This window comes from Corynebacterium halotolerans (assembly GCF_050107895.1).
In the GTDB taxonomy this organism is placed as follows: Bacteria; Actinomycetota; Actinomycetes; order Mycobacteriales; family Mycobacteriaceae; genus Corynebacterium; species Corynebacterium halotolerans_B.
The window spans coordinates 63,716-86,520 of the sequence record NZ_JBNILW010000014.1 but is presented as its reverse complement, the minus strand read 5'-3'; the positions used below and the strand labels follow the sequence as shown (position 1 = coordinate 86,520).

The following is a 22,805-nucleotide window of genomic DNA, read 5'->3' as shown; positions in this document are numbered from 1 at the left end:
AACACACCATGTCCAACATCGATACCAAGACCACCGAGCTCAACTACGAAACCTCGGACCTGGCGGAATTCACCAACTCGTTGATTCTGACCAAGGACTCCCGCCACGAAGACTGGGACACCCTGGCGTTCCAGACCAAGGCCGGCGACGAATTCGCCCGGGCCCAGATCCGCTACGTCGGTTCCGGGGCCACCGGCAACCACGAGGGGGACAACCGCACCATCAAATCTCGGGGTTTCACCTTCTCGAACATGCTGCTGCCGGCAGGCGCCGTTGGTCCGGAGCACACCCACCATGACGCCGAGGAAGCCTTCTTCGTCCTTGAGGGCGAGGTCGAGGTCGGCGTGCACCGTGACGGCGAGGTGGTCAAGCGGACGCTGGGATACCGGGACATGATCGTGGTCCCGGCCGGTGTCCCCCGCAGCCTGAAAAACAACACCGATAAGCCTGCTCTCTTCGCCGTTATCATCGGTTCCCAGAAGCCGCAGGTACCGACCTACCCCGAGTCCTCTGCCATGCACGGCATCACCCGGGACTGATTGTCATGAGTATCCCGCGGACGATTCTGGTGACCGGCGCCGGCCGGGGCCTCGGCAAGGCCATTTCCCTCGGTGTCGCCGAACTCGGCTGGCACTGCTGGGTAGCCGACATCAACCTCGAGCAGGCCACCCGGACAGCCGAGGAGATCCGGGAGGCCGGCGGACAGGCCTGCCCCATTGAGGTGGACATCGCCAGTCCGGAGTCGGTGGAACGCCTGGTCTTCCGGCTGGAGGAAACCGGCCCCATCCACGGCCTGGTCAACTGTGCCGCCCTGGCGGATGGAGTGGGCGGCAATGCCGTCCACGAGATCCCCGTGGCGGACTGGGACCGGATTCTGGGGGTCAATCTCCGCGGCTCATTCCTGATGACCAGGGCGGTGGCTCCGCTGCTGATCTCCTCCGGCGGCGGCACCATCGTCAACATCGGTTCCGACGCAGCCGCGAACGGCTCCGCCAACCTCGCCCACTACATCACCTCCAAAGGCGGCCTCGCGGCCCTGACCCGCGCTTCCGCCACCGACCTCGGTCCCCACGGGATCACGGTCAACACTGTCTCTCCAGGACTCACGGTGTCCGAGTCTGCTGCCGAGGTGCCTGAGAAACGCCACCTGGAATACCAGAACCAGCGGGCACTGAAGCGGGAACAACTGCCGGCGGACATCGTCGGGATAGTCACCTTCCTGGTGAGTCCGGCAGCCAGCTACATCACCGGTCAGGAAATTCTCGTCAACGGCGGATTCGTTTACCGCTGACTCCCGGACCTGACTGCCCTGTGGTCAGCACAGCACTGAAGGAAACAACATGGATCTCAAACTTGAAGGAAAGGTCGTCGTCGTCACCGGCGGCAGCTCGGGCATCGGGCTAGCCACCGTCGATGCCCTCACCCGCGAGGGGGCCCGGGTGGTCACCTGCTCCCGAGACGTGGACAAACTCGACGCCGCGATCACCGGTCTTGAACACGCCGATCAGGTGACCACCACCCGCTGTAATGTCCGCGAAGGTGCGGAGGTCAAGGCCCTGGCTCAACTCGTGGCGGAGAAATTCGGGGTTCTCGACGGAGTGGTCAACAACGCCGGCGGTTCCCGGATGAGCCCGCTGGAGAAGATGACCACCGAGGACTGGCACGACGAACTGGACCTGAAGTTCGCCCCTGTTCTCAATGCCGCGCACCACCTGGTACCGCTGATGGCCGATGCCGAGGCCCCGTCCATGGTCAATCTCAACGCTGTGCTGGCCAAACAGCCCGAGCCCAAGCTGGTGGCCACCTCCGCCGCCCGCGCTGGCCTGCTGAATCTGTCGAAGTCCCTGGCCACCCGGTTGGCGGATGACGGCATCCGGGTGAACTCGGTGTGTCTGGGACTGGTCGACACCGGTCAGTGGCAGCGCCGCTACGAGGCAGACGGCTCAGGCGCAACCTTCGAGGAATACTCCGCTGAGATCGCCGCCGACCGCGGCATCGCACTGGGCCGCTTCGGTCGGGCCGATGAAGTGTCCCCCCTGATCACCTTCCTACTGTCCCCTGTCTCGTCCTACATCACCGGGACCTCAATCGACGTCGCCGGAGGAGTCAACCGCTATGTCTAATGTCTTGCTCTCTGAACACAGCCGGCCAGGCAGTACTGACGCACCTGCCCACGAAAACGGTGGCCAGCTGCTGGTGCACCTGCTCAAGGAAGCCGGGGTGGACACCGTCTTCGGCATCATCTCGGTGCACAATCTCCCCTTGGTCGAGGAAGTGGCCAAGGAGCTGCGCTTCGTCCCGGTCCGCCACGAAGCCTCCGCGGTCAATGCCGCCGACGGCTATGCCCGCGCCAGTGGCAAGCTCGGTTGCGCGCTGACCAGCACCGGCACCGGCGCAGGAAACGCCGCCGGATCGCTGATCGAGTCACTGAGTTCCGCCACCTCCGTCCTGCACATCACCGGACAGGTGGAGAGCCGGTACGTCGGCTCCGGGCGGGCCTTCATCCACGAGACCAAGGATCAGCTGGGCATGCTTCAGGCGGTCTCCCGCGCAGCCTTCAGCATCGGTACGGCCGACGAGGCCGAGCCGGTGCTGCGCAGGGCAATTGAGTTGGCCACCGACGCGGTCGGCGGGCCGGTCAGCGTTGAGTGGCCGATCAACCTGCAGTACGCTTCCGTCAGCGGGCCGGGCGTCACGGCGGATCTCCCCCTTCCGGCCACCCCGGTCGCACCGGCTGAGGAGGAACTGGCGGCCGCGCTGGAACAGTTGAAGAAAGCACAGCGCCCGCTCATCTGGGCCGGCGGTGGTGCCGCCCGCAACCCGGAGAACCGCGAGCTACTGACCCAGCTCTGCGAACTGTGGCCCGTGGGCGTGATCACCTCCAACTCCGGTCGCGGCTGCCTGCCCGAGGATCACCCGCGGGTGATCGGCAACTACGGTGCCACCCCGACCGGCCGTGCGCTGCTGGGCGAGGCGGACTGCCTGCTCACCCTGGGCACGCACTTCCGTTCCAATGAAACCGGCGACTATTCGGTGGCCATGCCTGCCAACCACGTGCAGGTCGACCAGGATCCCGCGGCAGTGGGCCGGGTCTACCCGGTCTCCGCAGGTGTCACCGGCGATATCACCGCCTTCCTGAACTATCTGCTCACCCACGCCGCAGAGCTGGGCGGCGACCCGGACTGGGCGTCGGCAAGCACCGCCGCGCGGGAAAAGGCCCGCCGCGTCCAGCGCGAGGGACTCGGTGACCACGAGGAGTTCGCCGACGCCATCGCAGAGGTCTTCCCCGCCGGATCGCCGATCGCCCGCGACGTGACGATCGCCTCCAGCTCCTGGGGCAACCGGCTGCTGCCGATCCACCGTCCGGAGAGCAATATCTTCCCGCGTGGCGGCGGGATCGGTCAGGGCCTGGGCATGGCGCTTGGCGCCGCCCTGGCGGATCCGGACGTGCCCACACTGGCGATCGTCGGCGACGGTGGCCTGGCGGTCCATTTCGGTGAGCTGTTGACCCTGGCGCAGGAGAATCCCTGGCTCGTGCTCCTTGTTTTCAACGACGGCGGCTACGGCGTGCTGCGCAACATGCAGCACGGCCAGGATAAGCCCGGCTCAGCCGTGGATCTGCACACCCCCGAGTTCGCCGGCCTGGCCGGTGCCCTCGGCCTCGCCTACTCACGCATCGACGATCGCGCTTCGGTGCGGCCGGTGCTTGCCGACGCCGTCGCGGCACGGCAGGCCATCCTCGTCGAGGTCGATCTCGCCGCCTACGGCGACATGAACCAAGCCTTCACCCCGCCCGTGACTGTCCCTGGAAAGGAATAGTGTCATGACTAGTACCCATGCCCCGGAAAAGACCAGCTCTCTGAACACCACCTGCACGCTGACGGTCAGCGTGCACCAGATGCGGGTCGAATCGGACGGCGTCCTCTCCCTCGAGTTGGTCCACCCCCACGGTGATACGTTGCCCGCCTGGACGCCCGGTGCCCACATCGACATCGACCTGGGTGCAGGCCTGCTCCGGCAGTACTCGCTCTGCGGCGACCCCGCAGACCCCAGTTCCTACCGGATAGGCGTATTGCGCGAGCCGAGCAGCCGCGGCGGTTCCATCCAGATCCACGATGTCGTCCGCCCCGGTCAAGAGGTCCGCATCTCGGAACCACGCAACAACTTCGAGCTCTCTGACTCGACCACCCCGCTGATCTTCATCGCTGGCGGCATCGGCATCACGCCGATCCTGGCGATGGCCCGACAGGCTGAGCAACAGGGCCGCGAGTTCACCCTCCACTACGGCGGACGGAGCCGACGCAACATGGCGTTCCTCCGCGAGCTCGAGGTCTTCGGTGACAAGGTGTCGCTGTACTCCGATGACCGGGAAGGCCCCTTGGCTCTCGACGAGATCCTGCAGGACGCGCACACCGGGGGCCACGAGGTCTACGTCTGCGGCCCAGGAGGGCTGCTGGATGAGGTCGAACGCCGTTCGCAGGACTGGCCGAAGAACACCTTCCACTGTGAACGCTTCGTCCCGAAGGTCATCGAAGCGCCCGCCGATGGTGAACGTGAGTTCCTCGTGGCCTGCTCCGAAAGCGGCGTGACCGTCAACATCCCGGCAGACGTCTCCATCCTGGAATCCCTTGAGAACGCCGGTATCGCTGTACCCAACTCCTGCCGGGAAGGCACCTGCGGCAGCTGCGAAACCACGGTCCTCAGCGGCCTTCCGGACCATCGCGATTCCCTTCTGTCCTCTGAGGAGCAGGAATCCGGGGAAACGATGCTGCTCTGTGTGTCCCGTTGCAAGAGCGATCTGCTTGAACTCGAAATCTGACTTCAGTCTCACCCGCTGAAACGAAATCACTGCGAAAGGACGATCCCGTGTCTCTCTATCTCCAGCCCACCCAGTCCCGGGAGGGTGCACCGAACACCTATGAGCTGCAGCTCGCGAACGCCATTGAGCAGGTGTTCACTAACGGGGCGCAAGCCCCGGAGCAACTGGCCGCCGGTCTCAACGAGCTCGATGTCCCCGGACCGGAGGGTGAACCCTGGACCGTGGAAAATTTCACCGCCGAAATGGCCCGACTGGGAAAGTGACAGAACAATGGCTAATCTCTACACCCCCGAACTGAACGAGGAATTCCTCTACACCAACGGCCTCCGTGACCGCTGGTACGCGATCTGCCCCTCCCATTTCGTGGAGCGGGGGGAGATCAAGCGCCTGCGCCGTCTCGGCCAGGACTGGATCCTCTTCCGCAAGTCCAACGGCGACGTCAGCATGTTGGAGGACCGTTGCCCGCACCGTGGTGCACCGCTGAGTCAGGGCACCCATCTGGGTGACCGTGTGGGCTGCAAGTACCACGGCGTCCAGGTCGACGGCGAAGGCACCGTGGTCTCCGTGCCGGGCATGCCGGGCTGTTCCATTGAGGGGCAGCGGCTGGTCAGCGCTCCGGTCGTACGGGAGCACTCGGGCGCGATCATGGCCTGGTTCGGTCTCAATCCCGATGATGAGCCCGCAGAGTTGATCATGCCGGATCCGCTGATGGACGAAGAGATCTCCTCGTTCCTGTGTTACGCCGAATGGGACTCCAACTGGCGGTTCGGTCTGGAGAACCTGCTGGATCCCATGCACGGTACTTTCCTCCACCATGAATCACACTCCATGGCGGAGGGAGACACCCAGGCGAAGTTCCAGATCCGCGAATCCGACCGGGGCTTCTTCTTCGAGAAAACCGATCAGAAGGGAGTCAACTTCGACTGGGTCGAGCTATGCCACACCGGCGTGGACTGGGTGGATCTTTCCATCCCCTATCCGAAATCCGCCGGCCCTGGTGGCGCCTTCGGCATCGTCGGCATGGTGGTCCCGATCGACGACAAGTCCTGTGGGGTCTTCTTCTGGCGTTATCGCCGGGTTTCGGGTTGGTTGCGTGACACCTGGCGGTTCCTCTACAAGACCACCCTTGAGCCGCGCCACTGGCACGTGCTGGAACAGGACCGCGTCATGCTGGAGGCGATGGCCCCGGACGCGGACGCCGCGGAAAACCTCTACCAGCATGATCTCGGTGTAATGCGATTGCGCCGACTGTTCAAGAAGCAGGCCAAGACCCAGGCCAGGACCATCATTGCCGCCCGGGAGGAAAAGCGCGCCCCCAAGAAGGTGCCGGTGTCGGTTTCCTGACCCCACAGCATGCCCTGCGCCCACCCGGTAGAGCCGGTCACGTCTCTGCCGGGTGTTTCAACGGGCCGTCTCGTCTCTTGTCCACGAATGACCGGACCGGGGCAGAGCCACCCTGATCCGTGCAAGATGCCACTGATCTGGCTTGCGGCAGATCGGTGGGCGGTTGTTGCCGGTAGCGGCGTAGTCGGGTTGAACACAGTAGCCGACGAACGCAGGAACGCGCCGACGTTTTCTGGGCGCGGTGACAGTCCCAGCTGTGCACATGTTCAACGCCTGCTCTCAAGCAACTCCGTTGAGCATGACCGTCAAATCATCCGCTGCGGCAATGACCTCCTGTTGGGTCAGCGTCATGAACTCGGGAGTAAACAATGCGGAAGGCCCTGCGACGCTGATAGCCGCGATCGGCTCACCCGCGGAACCCAGGACAGGTGCAGCGCACGAGTCGATACCCGGCTCGAAGCCGCCATGACTCCAGGCGCACCCTCGGGTCCGGTCCAGATCAAGCAACTCAGCGAGCGACGCATAGGTCGCAGGACTGTTCTCGGTCGTCACTTCCAACGGCTCCTGACCAAGCAGATCACGAAGTTCCTGCTCAGAATGCTGCGAAAGCAACGCCCGACCCGGCGTTGTTAAATGAGCAGGGACCAGACTACCGACGGAGACATTACTGACCAGACGATTCTGGGGGACCTCTCGAAGCAGATACAACACTTTGTCGTCCTGTGGAAGCACGAGATAGGCGGACAACTGCAGAACCTCACTGAGCCGGGTGATAACCCGTTGGCTCAACTTCGACAGGTTTTCTTCACTGAGGGCCACAGCAGCTAGTTTGAGAAATTCCACCCCCAGGCGGTGCCCACCTCCGGGTCGCTGCTCGAGCATCTTTTCCCCCTCTAGCTCGGCGAGCAGCCGCATTCCGGTGACCCGACTGATTCCCGTTTCCCTGGCGAGCTCACTCAAGTTTGCTGTCTGTCCTCCCGCGGCAACATGCTGCAGAAGACGAAAAGCCCGCGCCGCGGGTGAATCTGGCGTTGCACCTGGAGACATGGCACCTGTTCATTCAGATCGTTACATGATGTGGGATTGCCATCCGGAACATCTGGCGCGACGAGAAGATCCCACCGTTCTTCCTGGTTGAGGAAACAACCAGGAAGAACCGTGAGATGGTTTTACCGTGCTGACACCTGTTCCCCGGCCGTGACGTCACTGTACAGCGGAACAGACCAGGCATCATATTCATAGACCCAGTCTGCGTTGCCCCCTTCTTTGAGCCAGGAGTTGGCACGACTGCCGAGCTGGATCTGTGCAGTGCGCTCCCGGCGTGACTCCTCATACGCCTGAAGAGCGGCGCTCACCGTGGACCTTTCAGCCCCCTCCAGGTGGCGGGCCAGCACAACTGCATCCTCAATGGCTTGTCCCGCTCCCTGGGCCATGAACGGCATCATGGGATGGCAGGCATCACCCAGCAGAGTCACGGCTCCCCTGCTCCACTCCGGAAGCGGATCACGGACGTAGAGCGCGGACGCCAATACCGAATCGCAGGCCTCGAGCAATTGGCGGGCCTCCGGATGGAAGTCCGTATATGCGGCGCGAAGCTCTGCAACGCTGCCGGGCCTGGTCCAGGATTCTTCGGTCCAGCTCTCCTGTGGAGTTGTCGCGAAGATGAAGATGTCCTTGCCACGGTTCAGGGGAAAGGTGACGATCTGGGTGTCAGGATCGGAACCCCACCACTTGGTGAAGGCATCGAGATTGGGAAGGCCAACCAGCCGTTCCGCGGGAACGACGGAACGGTAGGCGACCACGCCGGTGAAGGTCGGGTTCTCCGGCCCGAAGATCGACGTCCGCACAGCAGAGTGGATTCCATCCGCGCCGATGAGAACGTCTACCCGTTCCTTGGCCCCGTTCCCGAACTCAAGGTGGACTTCACCGTTGACCTGGTCCACGACCTGTAGTTTGTGCCCGAGTCTGATGCACTCTCCTGGCACTGCATTTTCGAGCTCCTTGAGGAGATCCGCGCGATGCATCGTCAGTTGCGGGGCACCGTATTGCTCTTCGGCCCGCTGTGACATTTCCAGCCTGGAGGTTTCTTCACCGGTGTCCCACATCCGACTGATGCGGTGGGTCGGGCGGGCCGCCGACTCACGGATCCCCTCGCCGACCCCCAACTCATCCAACGCCCGCACCGCGTTCGGGGTGAGGTTGATGTCCGCTCCCACCCGAGCGAACTGCGGGGCCTGTTCAAAAATGGTGACCTCATGCCCCATCCGCCGCAACGCGATGCCTGCAACGAGCCCACCGATACCTGCACCGCAAATCCCAATAGAAAGCATGTCTGCCCCTCCATAGTGTTCATATTTGAACAAGTTGTTCATGATAATGGGAATCCTAGGTCACAATTCTCTCCGAAACAACGGTTTTCGCCCTGCAAAATCAGTGAAGGGAGCATTCGCGGCTCCACGCTTGAGAATCGTCGGCGAAGAAGATGCGGAACGGTCCGGCAAGGACCCGAGACTGGCCCGTTCTATGGAGTGCTCCGCGTCCTACCAGTCCCAGCTACAGGACCCCGGCCCCTGACTCCCCTACACACACGAGGCCGGATCAATGAGAAGGAGCCGTCGCTGCGCACGCTCGGCCACAGAAGGCCCGACATGACATCCGGCCGGGCGAGGACGTTCCGGGAAGTCGGGTCGGCAACTTTCGTCCCAGGTCCCCGGAAACACAGGACCCGGCGATGCCGAGTGGCCACTACCCCGGCACTGCCCCAGCCTCACCCGAAGTAGTATCGGCGCTGCAGCTCCTTGACCGCCGGAACCAACTCCGGCACCGGACCCTCCACCTGCAGCCCCGGAGCTACCTGGGTGATCGGTAGAGCAGCCGTCGGCGGTCCCGGCACCCGGAATTCGGCGAGCCACTGACTCAGCTGCTCCGCGGAGCTGACGTAGACAATGCGCCCCAGACCCGCCCAGGCGTGGGCGGCCGAGCACATCGGGCAATGCTCGCCCGAGGTGTAGACCACCGAGCTCACCCGCTCGTCGGAGGACAGGTGGGCGGTGGCCCAGCGGGCGATGGCGAATTCCGGGTGCCGGGTGCGGTCACCCTCCCCGTCCCGGTTATGGTCCGCATAGAGCACCTCGCCGGAATTGTTGGCCAGCACCGAACCGAAGGGGCTGTGACCACCCTCCAGCGCCTGTTCCGCCAGGGCGACGCAGTTGCGCAGGTGCATCAGGTCCATATCCGTGATCATGCCCCCATCCTGACATAGAACCCCATGGGCTATTCCAGATCGCGGAGTCGGCGTTGCAGATCTGCCGGCAGAGCGGCGAACCACTCCGACTCCTCCCCCACCACCGGCAGCACCCGGCCGTACTCTGTCATGTTGGCACCGGGAATCTCATTGAGGTAAACCCACACCAGTTCCGCCGGGAGCCCCAGGATCTCCGCCACCTCCCCGGTCAGCCGGAGCAGCAGCTCCCAACGCTGTTCGACGGTGCGGCCCTCGCGGACATCACCCCGGATCCACACCTGCCCGGCCGGAGCCGACCTCCCGGCGATGAAGTGACTTCCCTCCTCGACCTCAGCAAAGAGCACCTGGACCAGGTAGCGCGGGGCACGGGCGACCTCGTGGTGCGCCTCAGTGACGGCGGTGGCGACCCGCTCCCGGTCACCTGGCGAGAGCACGCCACGGTGGGACCAGCAGGTGTAGGTGGGCATTGCTCACACCCTCTCCCACAGTCCCTCGGACCCGTTGACGGCGATCTCCTCGTCATCCTCCCCCGCCAGTCCCCGGACCTCCACGGCCTGACCGCAGGCCGCCGCTGCCTCAGCGGCGATGCGGGTGGCGGTGCCGTCATCGGCGACCCGGATGACCCAGAAGCCGCCCAGGTATTTCTCGGCGGCGAAGCCGGGACCGCTGGACAGGGCCCCGTCGGGGTCGACGGTGACTGCGGTGATCGGTGCCCCGAGACCGGCCGCGAACTCCAGGAGCCCGGCGTTGCTCAGAGAGGCGTTGAACTCGGCGACACGGGCGAAGGCCGCTTCCATGTCGGCGGCGGTTTCATAGGCCCCGAACTCACGCTCGTGCACGCCATCGGGGTGGTACACAGACAATAGATAGCAGCTCATGTTTCGAGACTATGACGGAGAAGTGATGTAAGGCACAATTGGTCCTGAGAATCTCACGTGAATACGCTCTGGCCTTTCCCACCACGGGCCGATACCCTCGGCCACGCGGAAGCATCCGTGCCACAAAGCCACGAAGGGGGCCGGGACATGTCCACGCCGGAACCCTCCCGTCCGGAACCCCTCGGCGCGGAACCGGATCCCCATCCGGAACGGGGCGGCCTCATCGCCCGCGGTGTCTCCTTCTGGTTCGATTCCCTGCTGCTCAGTCTGATCCTCATTTCCGTAATGTGGGCGTTTCCGGTGCCCGACCTGACCAATCAGCTGGGCTTCATGACGGCCCTCGGGATCTACCGGGTGATCGGCGAGTACTTCTTCGGCTGCACCCTCGCCAAGAAGATGTCGAACCTCCGGGTCTCCTACCGGGATGGCCTGGGCCGGGAGCGCGCCGGCGCTGATCGGCTGGTGTTCGTCATCGCCCGCAACTCCTGGCTGCTCGTGGCCGGGCTCGTGTGGTTCTGGGCTCCGGACGCGGACCTGGGATGGCTGATCTTCGTGCAGTTCATCAGCCTGTTGTTCACCAACTTCCACGCCACCATCATGGATCTGGTGGCACGCGCCCGGGTCCTCAACGCCCCATTCGTGTAGCCCGCAGCGCTTGGTGGCGCCGCGGCACCCGCCCCGTCCACATCGGTAGGCACCACCCTTCCGCGGCACATGATTCCGGGCATCACTTTTCTCCCCGGCCCATCACGACCAGCCACGGACACCCCGTTGGAACAATCGTTCGATCCGTGTCGTATTCTCATGGCACAGTTATAGACCCGGGAAGGAAGTGATGTCTGTGGTCATGGGACCGACGCATGCGATGAGTGGCGCGGCCGTCGGCCTGGCCGTGGCTCAGCTGCTGCCCGAGCAGTGGGGCGGGGTGAGTACCGTCCAGGAAACCTTCCTCTATGCGGGACTCGCGGCTGGAGCAGCGCTTCTGCCGGATCTGGACTCCCCACAGGCCACGGTCTCCCGATCCTTCGGTCCGATCAGCCAGTTCCTCTCCCGGACGGTGGAGAACACCGCCCAGGGATTCGTGAATTTCACCCGCGCGAAGAAGGACCCGAAGTGCCGCAACGGCCACCGCACCCTGACCCACACGGTGTGGTTCGCGCTCGCCACCGGGGTGGCCGCCACCGCTCTGATCGGGACGTACGGCAAGCCTGCCGTGATCGGCCTGCTGTTCGTACTGTTGGGCCTGGCCCTCCGCGGGCTATTACCGGAGTGGTCGAAGAAAGCGGACTGGCTGGTGCTGACCGCCGTGTCCGCTGCCCTGGCTTATGGAGCCTGGTACTTCATCCCCTCGGATTCCTTCGGTCTGGTGCTGGGTTCGGCGGTGGCGGTGGGATGCCTCACCCACATCGTCGGCGACATGGCCACCAAACAGGGCGTCCCCATCCTGGCCCCCCTGATCTACTTCCGCGGGAAACGCTGGGGAAAGTTCCAGCTGCCGAAGTTCCTGAGCATCACCGCCGGCGGCGCCGGGGACAAGCTACTGCTCACGGCCTTCTCCGCCCTGGTGGTCGCACAGATCTCCCTGCTGGCCTCCGGAGACATCGCCGCCCTCCTGACGGAGCTGACCGGCCGCTAACACACCCGTGCTTCTCGACGCCCCGCCCGCCCCACCCGGCGCGCGGGGCGTCGCCGCTGTCAGCGCCGGTCCAGGTACACCGAATCCAGCTCGCCGTGCCGGGAGCAGCTGGCCCGCCATCCATCGGGGCGAACCTGCACCACCAGGCGTCGGCCGCAGAGCTGGCAGTACCGGGGTGCCTCCAGCCCGGCGCGGGTTGAGGGCGAGAGCCGGATCACCGGGGCGTCGGCAAGCTCCTGGCCGGTGTGGGGATGGAAGCGCGGCGTGGCCCCGCCGAGCACCGACTCGGCGAGTTCGTGGGAGTCGGTCAGCACCTTGTGGTTCACGGTCACACCGCCGAGTTGAGTGCCTTGATGGGCAGCTGCATCCGACCCATCATGTCCAGGTCCTCCTCCATGGGGCGGCCCAGTGTGGTCAGGTAATTGCCCACGATGATGGCGTTCATCCCGCCTAGGAGCCCCTGCTCCGCACCCTCGTCGCCGAGCGCCAGCTCCCGGCCACCCGCGAAGCGAAGGGTGGTGTTCGGCAGCGCCAGCCGGAAGGCGCCGATGGTGCGTAGCGCATCCGCTGCTTCCATGACCGGATAGCCGGCGAAGGGGGTGCCGGGGCGCGGATCCAGGAAGTTCATCGGCACCTCCGCCGGTTCCACCTCAGCCAGCTGGGCGGCGAACTCCGCGCGCTGCGCAAGGGTTTCACCCATTCCGACGATCCCGCCCGAGCAGACCTCCAGCCCGGCCTGCCGCACCAGGTCCAGGGTGGCGCGACGCTCCTCCCAGGTGTGGGTGGTCACCACCTCCGGGAAGAAGGAGCGGGCGGTTTCCAGGTTGTGGTTGTAGCGGTGCACTCCGGCCGCGGCGAGCCGCTCGACCTGCTCGGGGGTCAGCGTGCCCACCGAGACCGCCACCTGGATGTCCACCTCGGCGTGGACCGCCGCGACGGCCTCTTCCAGCTGCTTCATCAGTCGCTCGTCGGGACCTTTCACCGCGGCGACGATGCAGAATTCCGTGGCGCCGGTCTTCGCGGTCTGTCTGGCAGCCTCCACCAGCTCGGCGATGTCCAACCACACGGAACGTACCGGAGACTCGAAGAGGCCGGATTGCGAACAGAAATGGCAGTCCTCGGGACAGCCGCCCGTCTTCAGGGAGATGATGCCCTCCACCTCAACCTCCTCGCCGCACCACTTCACCCGCACCTCGTGGGCGAGCTGCAGCAGGTCCGGAACCTGCTCATCCGGCAGGGTGAGGATCTCCAGCAGCTCGGCTTCGGTGAGGCCGGCCCCGCGGTCCAGGACCTTGGTGCGGGCGAGAGCGAGGATATCGGTGGCGGGCTGGGGCATGGGAGGTTTCCTTCTCAAATTTAGGCGTGTTCCAGATGACAATTGAACAGTGTTCAATGGGGTCCGATCAATGCTACCGCAGATCGTTGAACAGTGTTCAGTAAGACGTGGTTGCTTCGCTCTGTTCGTCCAGGGGACCCCTGCCCCGAACCGCCGCCCAGGTCGCCTCATCCCCGCTCGCCTACAGTGGAGTCGTTAAGCGACTGAAAGGCGATTTTTCCGGCATGACCCTCTACGACGACACTCTCGAACTGCTCCAGACCATGGTGCGCAACGCCTGCGTCAACGACCTCACCGCCGATTCCGGCGAGGAGTTCCGCAACGCCGACACCCTGGCGGAGTTCTTCGCCGGCACGGAAAACGTCGAGGTCGAACGCTTTGAACCGCATCCGGGTCGGGTGTCCATCGCCTTCACCATCCCCGGCACCGACGAGACCGCTGAGCCGCTCACCCTGCTCGGACACACGGACGTCGTCCCCGTGGACATCAACCACTGGTCCAAGGACCCGCACGGCGCGGAGATCATCGACGGCCGCATCTACGGCCGGGGCACCATGGACATGCTCTTCATCACGGCCTCCATGGCCGCCGTCACCCGCGAGATCGCCCGCAACGGCCGCCCGAAGGGCACGTTGACGTTCGTGGGCATCGCGGATGAAGAGGCCCGCGGCGGCCTCGGCGGCAAGTGGCTCTCCGAAAACCGTCCCGACGCCTTCAGCTGGCGCAACACCCTCTCCGAGACCGGTGGTTCCCACCTGCCGATCACCGACGGTTCCGACGCCCTGGTGATCGTCGTCGGCGAGAAGGGCGCCGCGCAGCGCCGGCTGCACGTCCACGGCGACGCCGGCCACGGCTCCACGCCCTTCGGCAAGGACTTCACCGTGGTCAAGCTCGGTGAGATCGCCCGCCGGATCGCTGCGATCAAGCCGAAGGTCTCCGGCAGCGAGCTCTGGCACACCTACGTGGAGGCCTTCCGTTTCGACGAGGTCACCGAAAAAGCCCTGCTGGAGGGCACCGATCCGACGGCCTATGAGAAGTTCGGCCGACTGGCGGCCTATTCCTACTCCATGAGCCACCTGACCATCGCGCAGACCGTGAGCAAGGCCGGCGGTGCCATCAACGTGCTACCCTCCAGTGGCTATCTGGAGCTGGACGTCCGCCCTCTGCCCGGCACCACCGATGATGACGTGGACGAAATCCTCAAGGAGGGTCTCGGAGACCTGGCGGACGAGGTGCGCATAGAGCGGCTCATCTCCGAGCCGGCGACGGTATCCACCACGGACGGCCCGCTTTACGACGCCATCGTGGAGACCTTCAACGAATTCTTCCCCGGCGTGCCGGTGATCCCGACGATCTCCGCCGGCGGCTCCGACCTGCGCTTCGGCCGACGTCTCGGTGGCGTGGGCTACGGCTTCGCACTGCACGCGAAGGAACGCAGCCTGGCCGACGTGTTCGCCCAGCTGCACAGCCACGACGAGCACCTGCACCTGGAGGACCTGGACTTAACGGTCAAGGCCTACCGGTCGCTGGTGGGCAAGTTCGTGGGGGCCTGACACCGGCTGCCCCTATGCGGCAGCCCACTGACCGCTACCTGACCTGCCGCACCTTCCCCGGATTCTGCTGGATCTGCACCCCGGTCACCTGCCCTTCGGCTACTTCGAGTACCACCATCCGCGTCATGTCGGGGGAGGTCGCCCGGAGTACCGCCCCACCCACGGCAGGTTCCACCACCAACTCCGGCATCCCGAATCTGCCGATGATCCCGGCCAGGAAGCGCGTGACCTTTTCCGCGCTTAAAACGGGACGCCGGGCAGCCCGGGTCAGTCCGCCGCTATCGGTCCAGAGCACGCAGCCCTCCGAGAGCAACTCAGTCAGTGCCGCCAGGTCACCGTCACCCAGGGCTCCCGCCAACTGCTCCAGTTCCGCGGCGGCGATCACCCGACTCGGCGTCTCCTCCGCTGACCCCAACGTCTTTCGCGCCCGAGAAGCCCGCTGCCGGGTGGCGGCCGGGGTGCTGCCCACCACCTGGGCGATATCCTTGAAGGGCACGTCGAAGACATCGGCCAGCACCAGGATCACCCGGGCAACGGGGTCAAGCTGCTGGAGCATCCGGACCAGCGCCAGGTCCACGGCTTCCTGCAGGACGGCTTGTTCCTCTGGACCGGGACCGGTAAAAGTCACGATCTCCGGCAACCACGGTCCCACGTAATCGGTGCGGGCGCGCGCCGCGGAGGTGGCGGTGTCCAGGGCGATCCGGGAGGTAACCACGGTGAGCCAGGCCGGGATGTCGTCAAGCGCGTTCTGCGACTGCAACCGCAGCCAGGACTCGGAGACGGCGTCCTCGGCGTCCGCCCAAGTACCGAGGATGTTGTAGGCGATCGCGAGCAGGCGCGGCCGCTGGGCCAGCCATAGCTCGTTCCGGTCCGTCATTTCTGTGACAGTACGCCGATCCGATTCCACATGTTGATCGCCGTGATCGCGCCGATCAGATCCCCGGTGGTCTTCTCCCCCAGTTCCGCGATGACGCGTTCCTGCAGGGTGACGTCGAAGTCCCGGTCGCTGAGGCGGGTGCCGGCGGTAGTGAACTCCAGGACGAGATTCTCGCGTTCGTCGAACTGTCCGCGGGTCTCCGGCCACGCCTGGATCGCGTCGATCCACGTCTGGCCGAAGTCCTGTTTGAGGGCCTCCCTGGAGTGCATGTCGATGCAGAAGCGACAACCGTTTTCGAAGGAACCGCGGAGCTTGACCAGGAGCTTGTCCTTCTTGGGCAGGCTACCGGTGGCCAGTTCCAGAGCGCCGGCCGCGGCGTAGAGGCGTTTGTGGGTCTTCATCAGGTTGAGCTCGCTCATGGCGTTTCTCCTTGTCCGGGGCGGATCCGTGATCTTCATCGGACCCTGGTGACAGGGAGACGATTCGGCCCCGGAACCTGTGACAAACCGCTGCTGAGAACCAGTTACTGCGTCAGCGCTCCCGCTGCGTACGCCGCTTGGCCGACGTGCTGGATGGCGTCATCGACGATGGAGATCAACCGCGCCCCGCGGGTGACGGGCGGGTCCCAGTCATGATCGATGATCTCGCCGAAGTCCGATTCTGACAGCGTTCCCGCGTACTCGTTGAGGGCGTTGAGCGTGGACTCGAGGTAATCAACGAGCAGCTCTTGATCGCCCACCTGAATCTGGGCGGCCTGTTCCGCGGTGTGGCCCAGGCCAAGGGAGTCGCCGATCTCACCGAGACTGAACTTGTCGCGGTAGTCCTCCCACATCTGCGGCTTGTCCGTGAGTGCCTCGAGTTGAACGTCCACCTCACGGCCGGAGTGCCACAACAGCCAGGCGATCGAGTTGGGGTGGCTGTCCGGATGAGCATTGAGCTGCTCGGCGGTCAACGCGGGGAGGTTCTTCGCGGCCTCGACGGGCCGCTTCGCCAGGTCCTGAAAAAGCTCGATGGTGTTCATGGGCGCCATTGTCCGCCCTTTCCGGGGTTTCTGCAGAAATCGGTCCCTGCCGTGGCTACTTCCCCCAACTGGAGCGCACTGAGCTGCACGGATAACCCCCTTACATCGCCTTCACCCTCTCACTGACATCCTTTCCCACATGAAGAACCATGCAGAACATTGCATGGTTCTGGGCTCGCCCATACTGTGGGGCATGCCACGTAAGTTTTGGCAGTTAAGGTCCGAACGCACACTCTCACCCCTTAAGAGAGGAAAGATCATGACCAACGAACCCCAGAGCCCCGTGAAAGACGCCAACTTCGACTTGATCGCCATCCTGAAGTCCTCCCTGGAGATGGCCTGGACAGTGGACGAGTACATCGCCGACGCCGAGAAGAACGGCGACAACGAACTCGCCGAGTGGTTCCGCAAGATTCAGCAGAGCAACCTCAAGGCCGGCGAGCAGGGCAAGCAGCTGCTCCTCGACCGCCTGCAGAAGTAGCCGCGGCGCTACCCTGTCCCACCACTCCGCCCCGGGCGCCAAAAGCGGCCCGGGGCGGAGTGCGCTTTTAGCGGGTGCGGAGTGTGCTTTTAGCAGCGGCCATTTCCCTTCGTAGTAGCCGTCCCGAAACGCCCCCTTTTCCCCGGTCCCCGCCCCGCTGAGCACTACTTGTGTGAGCGGGTGACACTGCTGCCAAAGAAACATGTCAGTTTTGTCACCCGAAACTGACACAAAGCTCCTGCAACGCTGTCACCCGCCCGATGACCCAGAGCAGCCCGATGACCCGGAGCACCCCGATAGTCCTGACGTCCCGAAACGCCCCTTTTTCCCCGGTCCCCGCCCCGCTGAACATTACCTGTGTGAGCGGGTGACACTGCTGCCAAAGAAACATGTCAGTTTTGTCACCCGAAACTGACACAAAACTCCTGCAACACTGTCACCCGACCGATGACCCAGAGCAGTCCGACACTCCAGAGCACCCCGGTGCCCCGGAGCACCCCACCCACACAACACCCCTACAACCTGACGCCCCGAAACAACCCACCAACCCCGCACCTCCACAAACACCCAGAATCTCATCTGTTCGCGCTGCGGCTCGGGCACTTTCATGGCACGATTTAATTTCTTCGTAAAAGATGTCCTGCCTGAAAGGGAACACCGTCATGATCAGCACCTCCCACCTGCTGAGCCACTCCCGCCGCCGGGCCACCCTCGCCTTCGCGGTTGCCGGAGTCTCTGTCCTGGCTTTGGCGGCCTGCGCTGAGCCAACCGAGTCGGACACCGCCGCCACCACCGGTGATTCCGCCGCCGAGGAGACCACCACGATCACCGTCTACACCTCGGAGCCCGAGGGCAAGGTCGATGAGATCAACACCGCCTTCATGGAAGCCAACCCGGACATCAAGGTGGAGGTCTACCGCGCCGGCACCGGCGATCTGAATGCGCGAATCGCCGCGGAAAAGGAGTCAGGCGATATCGGTGCTGACATCCTCTGGGCCGCGGACGCCCCCACTTTCAAGACCTACGCCGCCGAGGGTGACCTCGCCGAGCTGCAGGACGTGGACACCGGTGCGCTGATCGATGAAGCCCTCGACGAGGAGAACCAGTACGTGGGCACCCGCATCATCCCCACCGTCCTCGCCTACAACACCGAGATCGTGGATGAGGGAGACCTGCCGCAGTCCTGGGCCGATCTGGCTGACCCGAAGTTCGCCGACCAGCTGGTCATGCCGGATCCGGCCGTCTCCGGTGCCGCGGCCTTCAACGCCTCGGTGTGGAAGAACAACGAGGAGCTCGGCGAGGACTGGATAAACGCCCTGGGCGAGAACACCCCGATGATCGCGCAGTCCAATGGACCGACCTCTCAGGAGATCGCCGGCGGCGGTCATCCGATCGGCGTGGTCGTGGACTACCTGGTCCGTGACCTGGCCATGGAAGGCTCCCCGATCGCCACCATCTACCCGGAAGAGGGTGCGCCCTACATCACCGAACCGGCCGGCGTATTCGAGGACTCGGACAATAAGGAGGCTGCGGAGCGCTACATCAACTTCCTGCTCTCCGAGGAGGGCCAGCAGATCGCCGTCGAGCAGAACTACCTGCCGGTCCGCGAGGATGTGGGCACCCCGGAAGACACCCCGGAGCTGTCCGAGGTCCCGCTGATGACCCCGGATCTGCAGCAGGTGACCGAGGACAAGGACGCCGCCGTGGAGCTGTTCCAGTCCGCGATGAACTGACCCCCTCATGCAGTTCTTCAACACCCTCACCGGTTTCCGGCTGGGCCTGTGGCTGATCGTCCTCGGCCTGTTCATCTCACCGATGGCACTGGTGGTCGGCCTGGCACTCGGTGGCAACCAGGTCCCGGTCCTGCTGGATCAGGGCCTGGGCACTGCCGTGTGGAATTCCGCGTACACCACCGTTCTCTCAGCGGTGGGCGCGGTGATCGTGGGCACCGCCACCGCCCTATTGCTGGACCGCACGGATGCCCGTGGCACAGGCGTACTACGGCTGTTCCTGCTCTCCCCGCTGCTGATCCCCCCGTTCATCGGCGCGATTGCCTGGCTGCAGCTGTTCAGCCCTAACCAGGGACTCAACCGAGCTTTCGAGCGGGTCTTCGGTACGCAGATCTGGGACATCTACGGCGGCGACGGCGTGATCTTCCTGCTGATCCTGCACTCCTATCCGATCGTCTACGTGATCGTCGCGGCCGCCCTGCGCTCGATCCCGGCGGACCTCGAGCAGGCGGCGAGGGTCTCCGGGGCAGGCACGTTCACGGTGCTGCGCACGGTCACCCTGCCGTTGCTGCGCCCGGCGCTGCTCAGTTCCTTCACGCTCACCGCGGTGGCCAACCTCGCGGACTTCGGCATTCCGGCGCTGCTGGGATCGCCCGCGCGCTTCGAGACGCTGGCGACGATGATCTACCGCTTCATGAACTCCGGTACCGTACCGAACCCCCTGCAGGTGGTCTCCACCCTCGGCGTCGTGCTGTTGTTCCTGGGGATCGCCGCAGTCGTCGCCGATCACGCCGTTTCCCTGTGGTCGGGCACGAAACTGCAGCACACCGGAAATGCCCTGCGCTTTGAGCTCGGCCGCGCCCGTGGCCCGGTCACGCTCCTCGCCTGGGTACTGGGCCTGGCGGTGACCCTGCTGCCGATTCTGGGGTTGGCCTACCGCTCGCTGCTGCCGGCCCCGGGCGTGCCGTTCACACTGGGCACTATCGGGCTGAGCAATTTCCACGATGCCCTGTCCAACCCCCGTACCATCGACGGCTTCAGCAACTCCGTGGTCCTGGCGGGCGGTGCCGCAGTGGTCTGCGGTGTGCTGGGCTGGTTGATCGGCGTCCTGGTCACCCGGACCCGAGCCTGGGAGAACACCCCCATGACGCTGGTGGTGCTGTTACCTACTGCCCTGCCGGGGCTGATCATCGGTGTCGGCTGGCTGATTCTGGGCCGCTACACCGGCATCTACAATACCGGCTGGGTGATCCTGGGCGCCTATGTCTGCGCGTTCACCGCCCTGGTGCTGCAGGCCGTGCGGGCACCGCTGCGCCAGACCCCGCTGGCCGTGGAGGAAGCCGCCCAGATCAGCGGCGCCGGGCGGCTTCGTTCGCTGCTGGACACCACGGGCGCGATGGCGATCCCCGCCGCGATCTCGGGAGCCGTTCTCGTGGCCGTCACCGCCGTGCGCGAATTGACCGTCTCCGTGCTGCTGGTCTCACCGGGAACCACCACCCTGGGGGTGCAGGTGTTCAACCTGCAGCAGGCCGGCGACTACAACCAGGCCTCCGCCCTGTCCCTGATGTTCGCGACCATCGGCATCATCGCCCTCGCACTCACGGTGCGCAGCCCCAATACCGCCCGATAGACAAGGAGCCCACGTGGCCTCGATCGACATCCACGACCTCACGGTCACCTTTCCCGACGGCACCACCGGTCTCGCCGGAGTCGACGTCGCCGTGGCCGAGCAGGAGTTCCTGGCGCTGATCGGTCCGTCCGGGTCCGGGAAGACCACCCTGCTGCGCACCATCGCCGGCTTCCTCCGGCCCAGTGCCGGGCACATCGCGATCGACGGCCGCGACGTCACCGACGTGCCACCCGAGCAGCGCCGCCTGGGCATGGTCTTCCAGCAGCACGCGGTCTGGCCGCACATGTCCGTGGCCGCCAACGTGGCCTATCCCCTGAAACAGGCGAAGGTGCCCAGAGCCGAACGGAACCGGCGGGTGGACGCCGTCCTGGAGCTGGTGGGGCTCGGCGGTTACGCCACCCGCAGACCCGCCAGCCTCTCCGGTGGTCAGCAGCAACGTGTGGCCCTGGCGCGAGCCGTCATCGCCGATCCCACCGTGTTGCTGCTCGACGAAGCCCTGTCCGCCCTCGATGAGCCACTGCGCGATTCCCTACGCCGCGAGTTGGTCAGTCTCACCCGCAGGCAGGGGCTGACCGCCGTGCACGTCACCCACGACCGCGCCGAAGCGCTCTCCGTGGCTGACCGCGTGGTGGTGCTCATGGATGGCCGGGTCCAGCAGATCGCCGAACCGGACGAGCTGGTCCGGCGCCCCGCCACCGCCCGGGTCGCCGCCTTCATCGCGGATGCCACGGTGTTGCCCGCCACGCGTGACGACGCCCGGGTCACCTGCGCCGAGCTCGGCGTTTCCTGGCCGGTGGCCGAGGTGGAACCGGTGGGTTTCCTCGGAGGAGGAGGTGTGCAGCTGGCAGTGCTGCCCGAGATGGTGGATGTGCTTCCGCCGGGAACTCCCGGGACGGCCCCGGCCACGGTGGCATCGGTGCTCTATGCCCGGGGGAATTTCAGCCTGACGCTCACGACAGAATCCGGTCACAGCATCCGGGCCGAGGTCAGCGGCACGCGCCCGGAAATCAACGACGCGGTCTCACTCAGCATCACCCGGCCATTGGTGTATCCGGATTAGGCTCCACCGCCTGCGTGGCAGAGCCTGAACAGAGTTGTTCGAGTAGTTGTTTCGGCCCGCGGATTACACACGGTTCATTCACCTGACAGCTCCGCCAGCTGCGCGTCCACGGCAGCCACGGCGGCATCGAAACGGATCCGCTCCTGCTCGATGCGCAGATGACCCGTCTGAATCAGTGTCTCCAGGCCCGCGGATTCGGCATCCGTCAGCCGAGCGTATTCCCGGGCCCGGAAGTCCCGGTCCGTCACCCCGAGGTGCCGCCACCGCTGCACGGTCACGTCATCCATGAGAACAGAACGCACCGCTGGGACAACAGCACGAACGGCATCAAGGATCCCGTAGCCGTCGGCATCCAGGTCGCCCCAGTAGATCAGGGGCGCGGTGTGAAAATAGGGAGCGCGAACAATATCGACGGCCCGGTAGCCCGCTCCCCAGGCCAGGACTACGCCGGGTCGGGTGGGCAGTGCCAGGAAGCTCTCAAGGTTCTCCACCATCACCACCGCCCGTGGCGCCGCCAACTCCTCCATGTCGCCCAGCACCACCTCGATATCGTGCAGGCCGGCGGGTGCATCCACGGCAGCGAAGCGCAGCCGCACCCGCACCTCCGGCACAGTCAATCCCAGGTCGGCACGCCCGATCTCCCCGCGTCGACCCGCCAGCAGGGTCTCCACCAGTGGCCGGTGCCGCTCCAGCCACTTGCTGTGCATGCCTTCCACGGCCACGGCCCGCGGCAATAGTCCGGAGGCAGGGCGAATTTCGAACCACTCGACGACCTCGCCCGCCAGACGTAGGTCTGCCAGCTCAGATCCCCGCCACAGTGGCAGCGCAGCCACCACGGGAGCGGACGCCCCGACCACCGTCACCAGCAGATCATGACGTTGCACGAGGGCCTCCCACTCTTCCCGGACCTCGGCGAATCCCGCCAACGCAGCCACCGAGTCCAGTTGCAGCCGCACCGGAACCTGCTGTCGCCCCAACCCCACCGCCGACCAGTTCCGCGTGACCAGCTCCACGCCCGGCTGATCCTGCCACTGGCGGATGAACGCCCTGGTCGCCTCAACATCAGCCGCGGCCTTCGCGGCCGTGGGCGGGTGCAGCGGGAAGCCGTACCCGGGAAACTGCCCGGACAGCAGCTCACGTTCGTGGGTGCGGTAGTAGCGGAGGGCACGGGCGCGGGCGTCGATAAGCGGGAGCAC

25 protein-coding genes are annotated in these 22,805 nt (G+C 65.1%); 14 read left to right on the top strand and 11 right to left on the bottom strand.

Annotated elements, in window-relative coordinates; translation table 11 throughout:
* Positions 1-8: 8 nt before the first annotated feature.
* The 7 genes from ACQCVD_RS12995 to ACQCVD_RS12965 are packed head-to-tail and all read left to right on the top strand — an operon-like array spanning position 9 to position 6,163.
* On the top strand, positions 9-539 hold the full coding sequence (locus tag ACQCVD_RS12995; protein WP_426824189.1) for a cupin domain-containing protein: 531 nt from the start codon (positions 9-11) through the stop codon (positions 537-539).
* Between the two features lie 5 nt (positions 540-544).
* Positions 545-1,291 carry an SDR family NAD(P)-dependent oxidoreductase gene (locus ACQCVD_RS12990; RefSeq protein ID WP_426824188.1) on the top strand — a complete coding sequence of 249 codons (747 nt, stop codon included), beginning with the start codon at positions 545-547 and terminating at the stop codon, positions 1,289-1,291.
* A 49-nt stretch (positions 1,292-1,340) separates the two neighbouring features.
* Positions 1,341-2,123 (top strand): SDR family oxidoreductase, encoded by a 783-nt coding sequence (locus ACQCVD_RS12985; RefSeq protein WP_426824187.1) that lies wholly within the window; start codon positions 1,341-1,343, stop codon positions 2,121-2,123.
* Entirely contained in the window at positions 2,116-3,819 is a 1,704-nt protein-coding gene (locus tag ACQCVD_RS12980) for a thiamine pyrophosphate-binding protein (protein ID WP_426824186.1), read from the top strand. Before ACQCVD_RS12985 ends, ACQCVD_RS12980 begins: the two co-directional genes overlap by 8 nt.
* A gap of 4 nt (positions 3,820-3,823) precedes the next feature.
* A complete protein-coding gene (locus tag ACQCVD_RS12975; RefSeq protein ID WP_426824185.1) occupies positions 3,824-4,819 on the top strand; it encodes a PDR/VanB family oxidoreductase in 996 nt (331 codons plus the stop codon).
* A gap of 47 nt (positions 4,820-4,866) precedes the next feature.
* Entirely contained in the window at positions 4,867-5,082 is a 216-nt protein-coding gene (locus ACQCVD_RS12970; protein WP_426824184.1) for a recombinase-like helix-turn-helix domain-containing protein, read from the top strand.
* A 7-nt stretch (positions 5,083-5,089) separates the two neighbouring features.
* Positions 5,090-6,163: a Rieske 2Fe-2S domain-containing protein gene (locus tag ACQCVD_RS12965; protein WP_426824183.1), complete on the top strand. Its 1,074-nt coding sequence runs from the start codon at positions 5,090-5,092 to the stop codon at positions 6,161-6,163.
* 279 nt (positions 6,164-6,442) lie between these two features.
* On the opposite strand, the gene ACQCVD_RS12960 is transcribed toward ACQCVD_RS12965, so the two are convergent.
* The 5 genes from ACQCVD_RS12960 to ACQCVD_RS12940 all read right to left on the bottom strand — a co-directional run bounded on the left by ACQCVD_RS12960 (position 6,443) and on the right by ACQCVD_RS12940 (position 10,285).
* Complete coding sequence (locus tag ACQCVD_RS12960; protein ID WP_426824182.1) at positions 6,443-7,210, bottom strand: IclR family transcriptional regulator; 768 nt, start codon at positions 7,208-7,210, stop codon at positions 6,443-6,445.
* Between the two features lie 122 nt (positions 7,211-7,332).
* The gene (locus ACQCVD_RS12955; RefSeq protein WP_426824181.1) at positions 7,333-8,493 is read right to left on the bottom strand and encodes an FAD-dependent monooxygenase; all 1,161 of its coding nucleotides are present in this window, start codon (positions 8,491-8,493) and stop codon (positions 7,333-7,335) included.
* Between the two features lie 437 nt (positions 8,494-8,930).
* Complete coding sequence (locus ACQCVD_RS12950; RefSeq protein ID WP_426824180.1) at positions 8,931-9,407, bottom strand: nucleoside deaminase; 477 nt, start codon at positions 9,405-9,407, stop codon at positions 8,931-8,933.
* A 29-nt stretch (positions 9,408-9,436) separates the two neighbouring features.
* Positions 9,437-9,874 (bottom strand): tautomerase family protein, encoded by a 438-nt coding sequence (locus ACQCVD_RS12945; protein ID WP_426824179.1) that lies wholly within the window; start codon positions 9,872-9,874, stop codon positions 9,437-9,439.
* A 3-nt stretch (positions 9,875-9,877) separates the two neighbouring features.
* Positions 9,878-10,285, bottom strand: a complete 408-nt coding sequence (locus tag ACQCVD_RS12940) for a YciI family protein (RefSeq protein WP_426824178.1) — start codon at positions 10,283-10,285, stop codon at positions 9,878-9,880.
* Positions 10,286-10,432: 147 nt separating this feature from the next.
* On the opposite strand from ACQCVD_RS12940, the gene ACQCVD_RS12935 reads away from it, so the two are divergent.
* Both ACQCVD_RS12935 and ACQCVD_RS12930 read left to right on the top strand, forming a co-directional pair.
* On the top strand, positions 10,433-10,930 hold the full coding sequence (locus tag ACQCVD_RS12935) for a hypothetical protein (RefSeq protein ID WP_426824177.1): 498 nt from the start codon (positions 10,433-10,435) through the stop codon (positions 10,928-10,930).
* 190 nt (positions 10,931-11,120) lie between these two features.
* The gene (locus ACQCVD_RS12930) at positions 11,121-11,921 is read left to right on the top strand and encodes a metal-dependent hydrolase (protein ID WP_426824176.1); all 801 of its coding nucleotides are present in this window, start codon (positions 11,121-11,123) and stop codon (positions 11,919-11,921) included.
* 59 nt (positions 11,922-11,980) lie between these two features.
* On the opposite strand, the gene ACQCVD_RS12925 is transcribed toward ACQCVD_RS12930, so the two are convergent.
* Together ACQCVD_RS12925 and bioB are read right to left on the bottom strand one after the other, a co-directional pair.
* Positions 11,981-12,235 (bottom strand): hypothetical protein, encoded by a 255-nt coding sequence (locus tag ACQCVD_RS12925; protein ID WP_426824206.1) that lies wholly within the window; start codon positions 12,233-12,235, stop codon positions 11,981-11,983.
* Positions 12,236-12,249: 14 nt separating this feature from the next.
* Positions 12,250-13,257, bottom strand: coding sequence for a biotin synthase BioB (bioB, locus tag ACQCVD_RS12920; protein WP_426824175.1), 1,008 nt, complete (start codon positions 13,255-13,257; stop codon positions 12,250-12,252).
* A 224-nt stretch (positions 13,258-13,481) separates the two neighbouring features.
* Between bioB and ACQCVD_RS12915 the strand changes: the two genes are divergently transcribed.
* The gene (locus tag ACQCVD_RS12915) at positions 13,482-14,810 is read left to right on the top strand and encodes a M20/M25/M40 family metallo-hydrolase (RefSeq protein ID WP_426824174.1); all 1,329 of its coding nucleotides are present in this window, start codon (positions 13,482-13,484) and stop codon (positions 14,808-14,810) included.
* A 34-nt stretch (positions 14,811-14,844) separates the two neighbouring features.
* On the opposite strand, the gene ACQCVD_RS12910 is transcribed toward ACQCVD_RS12915, so the two are convergent.
* The 3 genes from ACQCVD_RS12910 to ACQCVD_RS12900 all read right to left on the bottom strand — a co-directional run bounded on the left by ACQCVD_RS12910 (position 14,845) and on the right by ACQCVD_RS12900 (position 16,708).
* Positions 14,845-15,687, bottom strand: coding sequence for a sigma factor-like helix-turn-helix DNA-binding protein (locus ACQCVD_RS12910; RefSeq protein ID WP_426824173.1), 843 nt, complete (start codon positions 15,685-15,687; stop codon positions 14,845-14,847).
* Entirely contained in the window at positions 15,684-16,106 is a 423-nt protein-coding gene (locus ACQCVD_RS12905; protein WP_426824172.1) for a carboxymuconolactone decarboxylase family protein, read from the bottom strand. Before ACQCVD_RS12905 ends, ACQCVD_RS12910 begins: the two co-directional genes overlap by 4 nt.
* A 104-nt stretch (positions 16,107-16,210) precedes the next feature.
* Positions 16,211-16,708, bottom strand: coding sequence for a DinB family protein (locus tag ACQCVD_RS12900; protein WP_426824171.1), 498 nt, complete (start codon positions 16,706-16,708; stop codon positions 16,211-16,213).
* 259 nt (positions 16,709-16,967) lie between these two features.
* Between ACQCVD_RS12900 and ACQCVD_RS12895 the strand changes: the two genes are divergently transcribed.
* The 4 genes from ACQCVD_RS12895 to ACQCVD_RS12880 all read left to right on the top strand — a co-directional run bounded on the left by ACQCVD_RS12895 (position 16,968) and on the right by ACQCVD_RS12880 (position 21,609).
* Complete coding sequence (locus ACQCVD_RS12895) at positions 16,968-17,189, top strand: hypothetical protein (RefSeq protein WP_426824170.1); 222 nt, start codon at positions 16,968-16,970, stop codon at positions 17,187-17,189.
* A gap of 665 nt (positions 17,190-17,854) precedes the next feature.
* On the top strand, positions 17,855-18,922 hold the full coding sequence (locus ACQCVD_RS12890) for an ABC transporter substrate-binding protein (RefSeq protein WP_426824205.1): 1,068 nt from the start codon (positions 17,855-17,857) through the stop codon (positions 18,920-18,922).
* Positions 18,923-18,929: 7 nt separating this feature from the next.
* Positions 18,930-20,549, top strand: coding sequence for an ABC transporter permease (locus ACQCVD_RS12885; protein WP_426824169.1), 1,620 nt, complete (start codon positions 18,930-18,932; stop codon positions 20,547-20,549).
* Between the two features lie 13 nt (positions 20,550-20,562).
* Positions 20,563-21,609 carry an ABC transporter ATP-binding protein gene (locus ACQCVD_RS12880; protein WP_426824167.1) on the top strand — a complete coding sequence of 349 codons (1,047 nt, stop codon included), beginning with the start codon at positions 20,563-20,565 and terminating at the stop codon, positions 21,607-21,609.
* Positions 21,610-21,683: 74 nt separating this feature from the next.
* On the opposite strand, the gene ACQCVD_RS12875 is transcribed toward ACQCVD_RS12880, so the two are convergent.
* Entirely contained in the window at positions 21,684-22,805 is a 1,122-nt protein-coding gene (locus ACQCVD_RS12875; RefSeq protein ID WP_426824166.1) for a Wadjet anti-phage system protein JetD domain-containing protein, read from the bottom strand.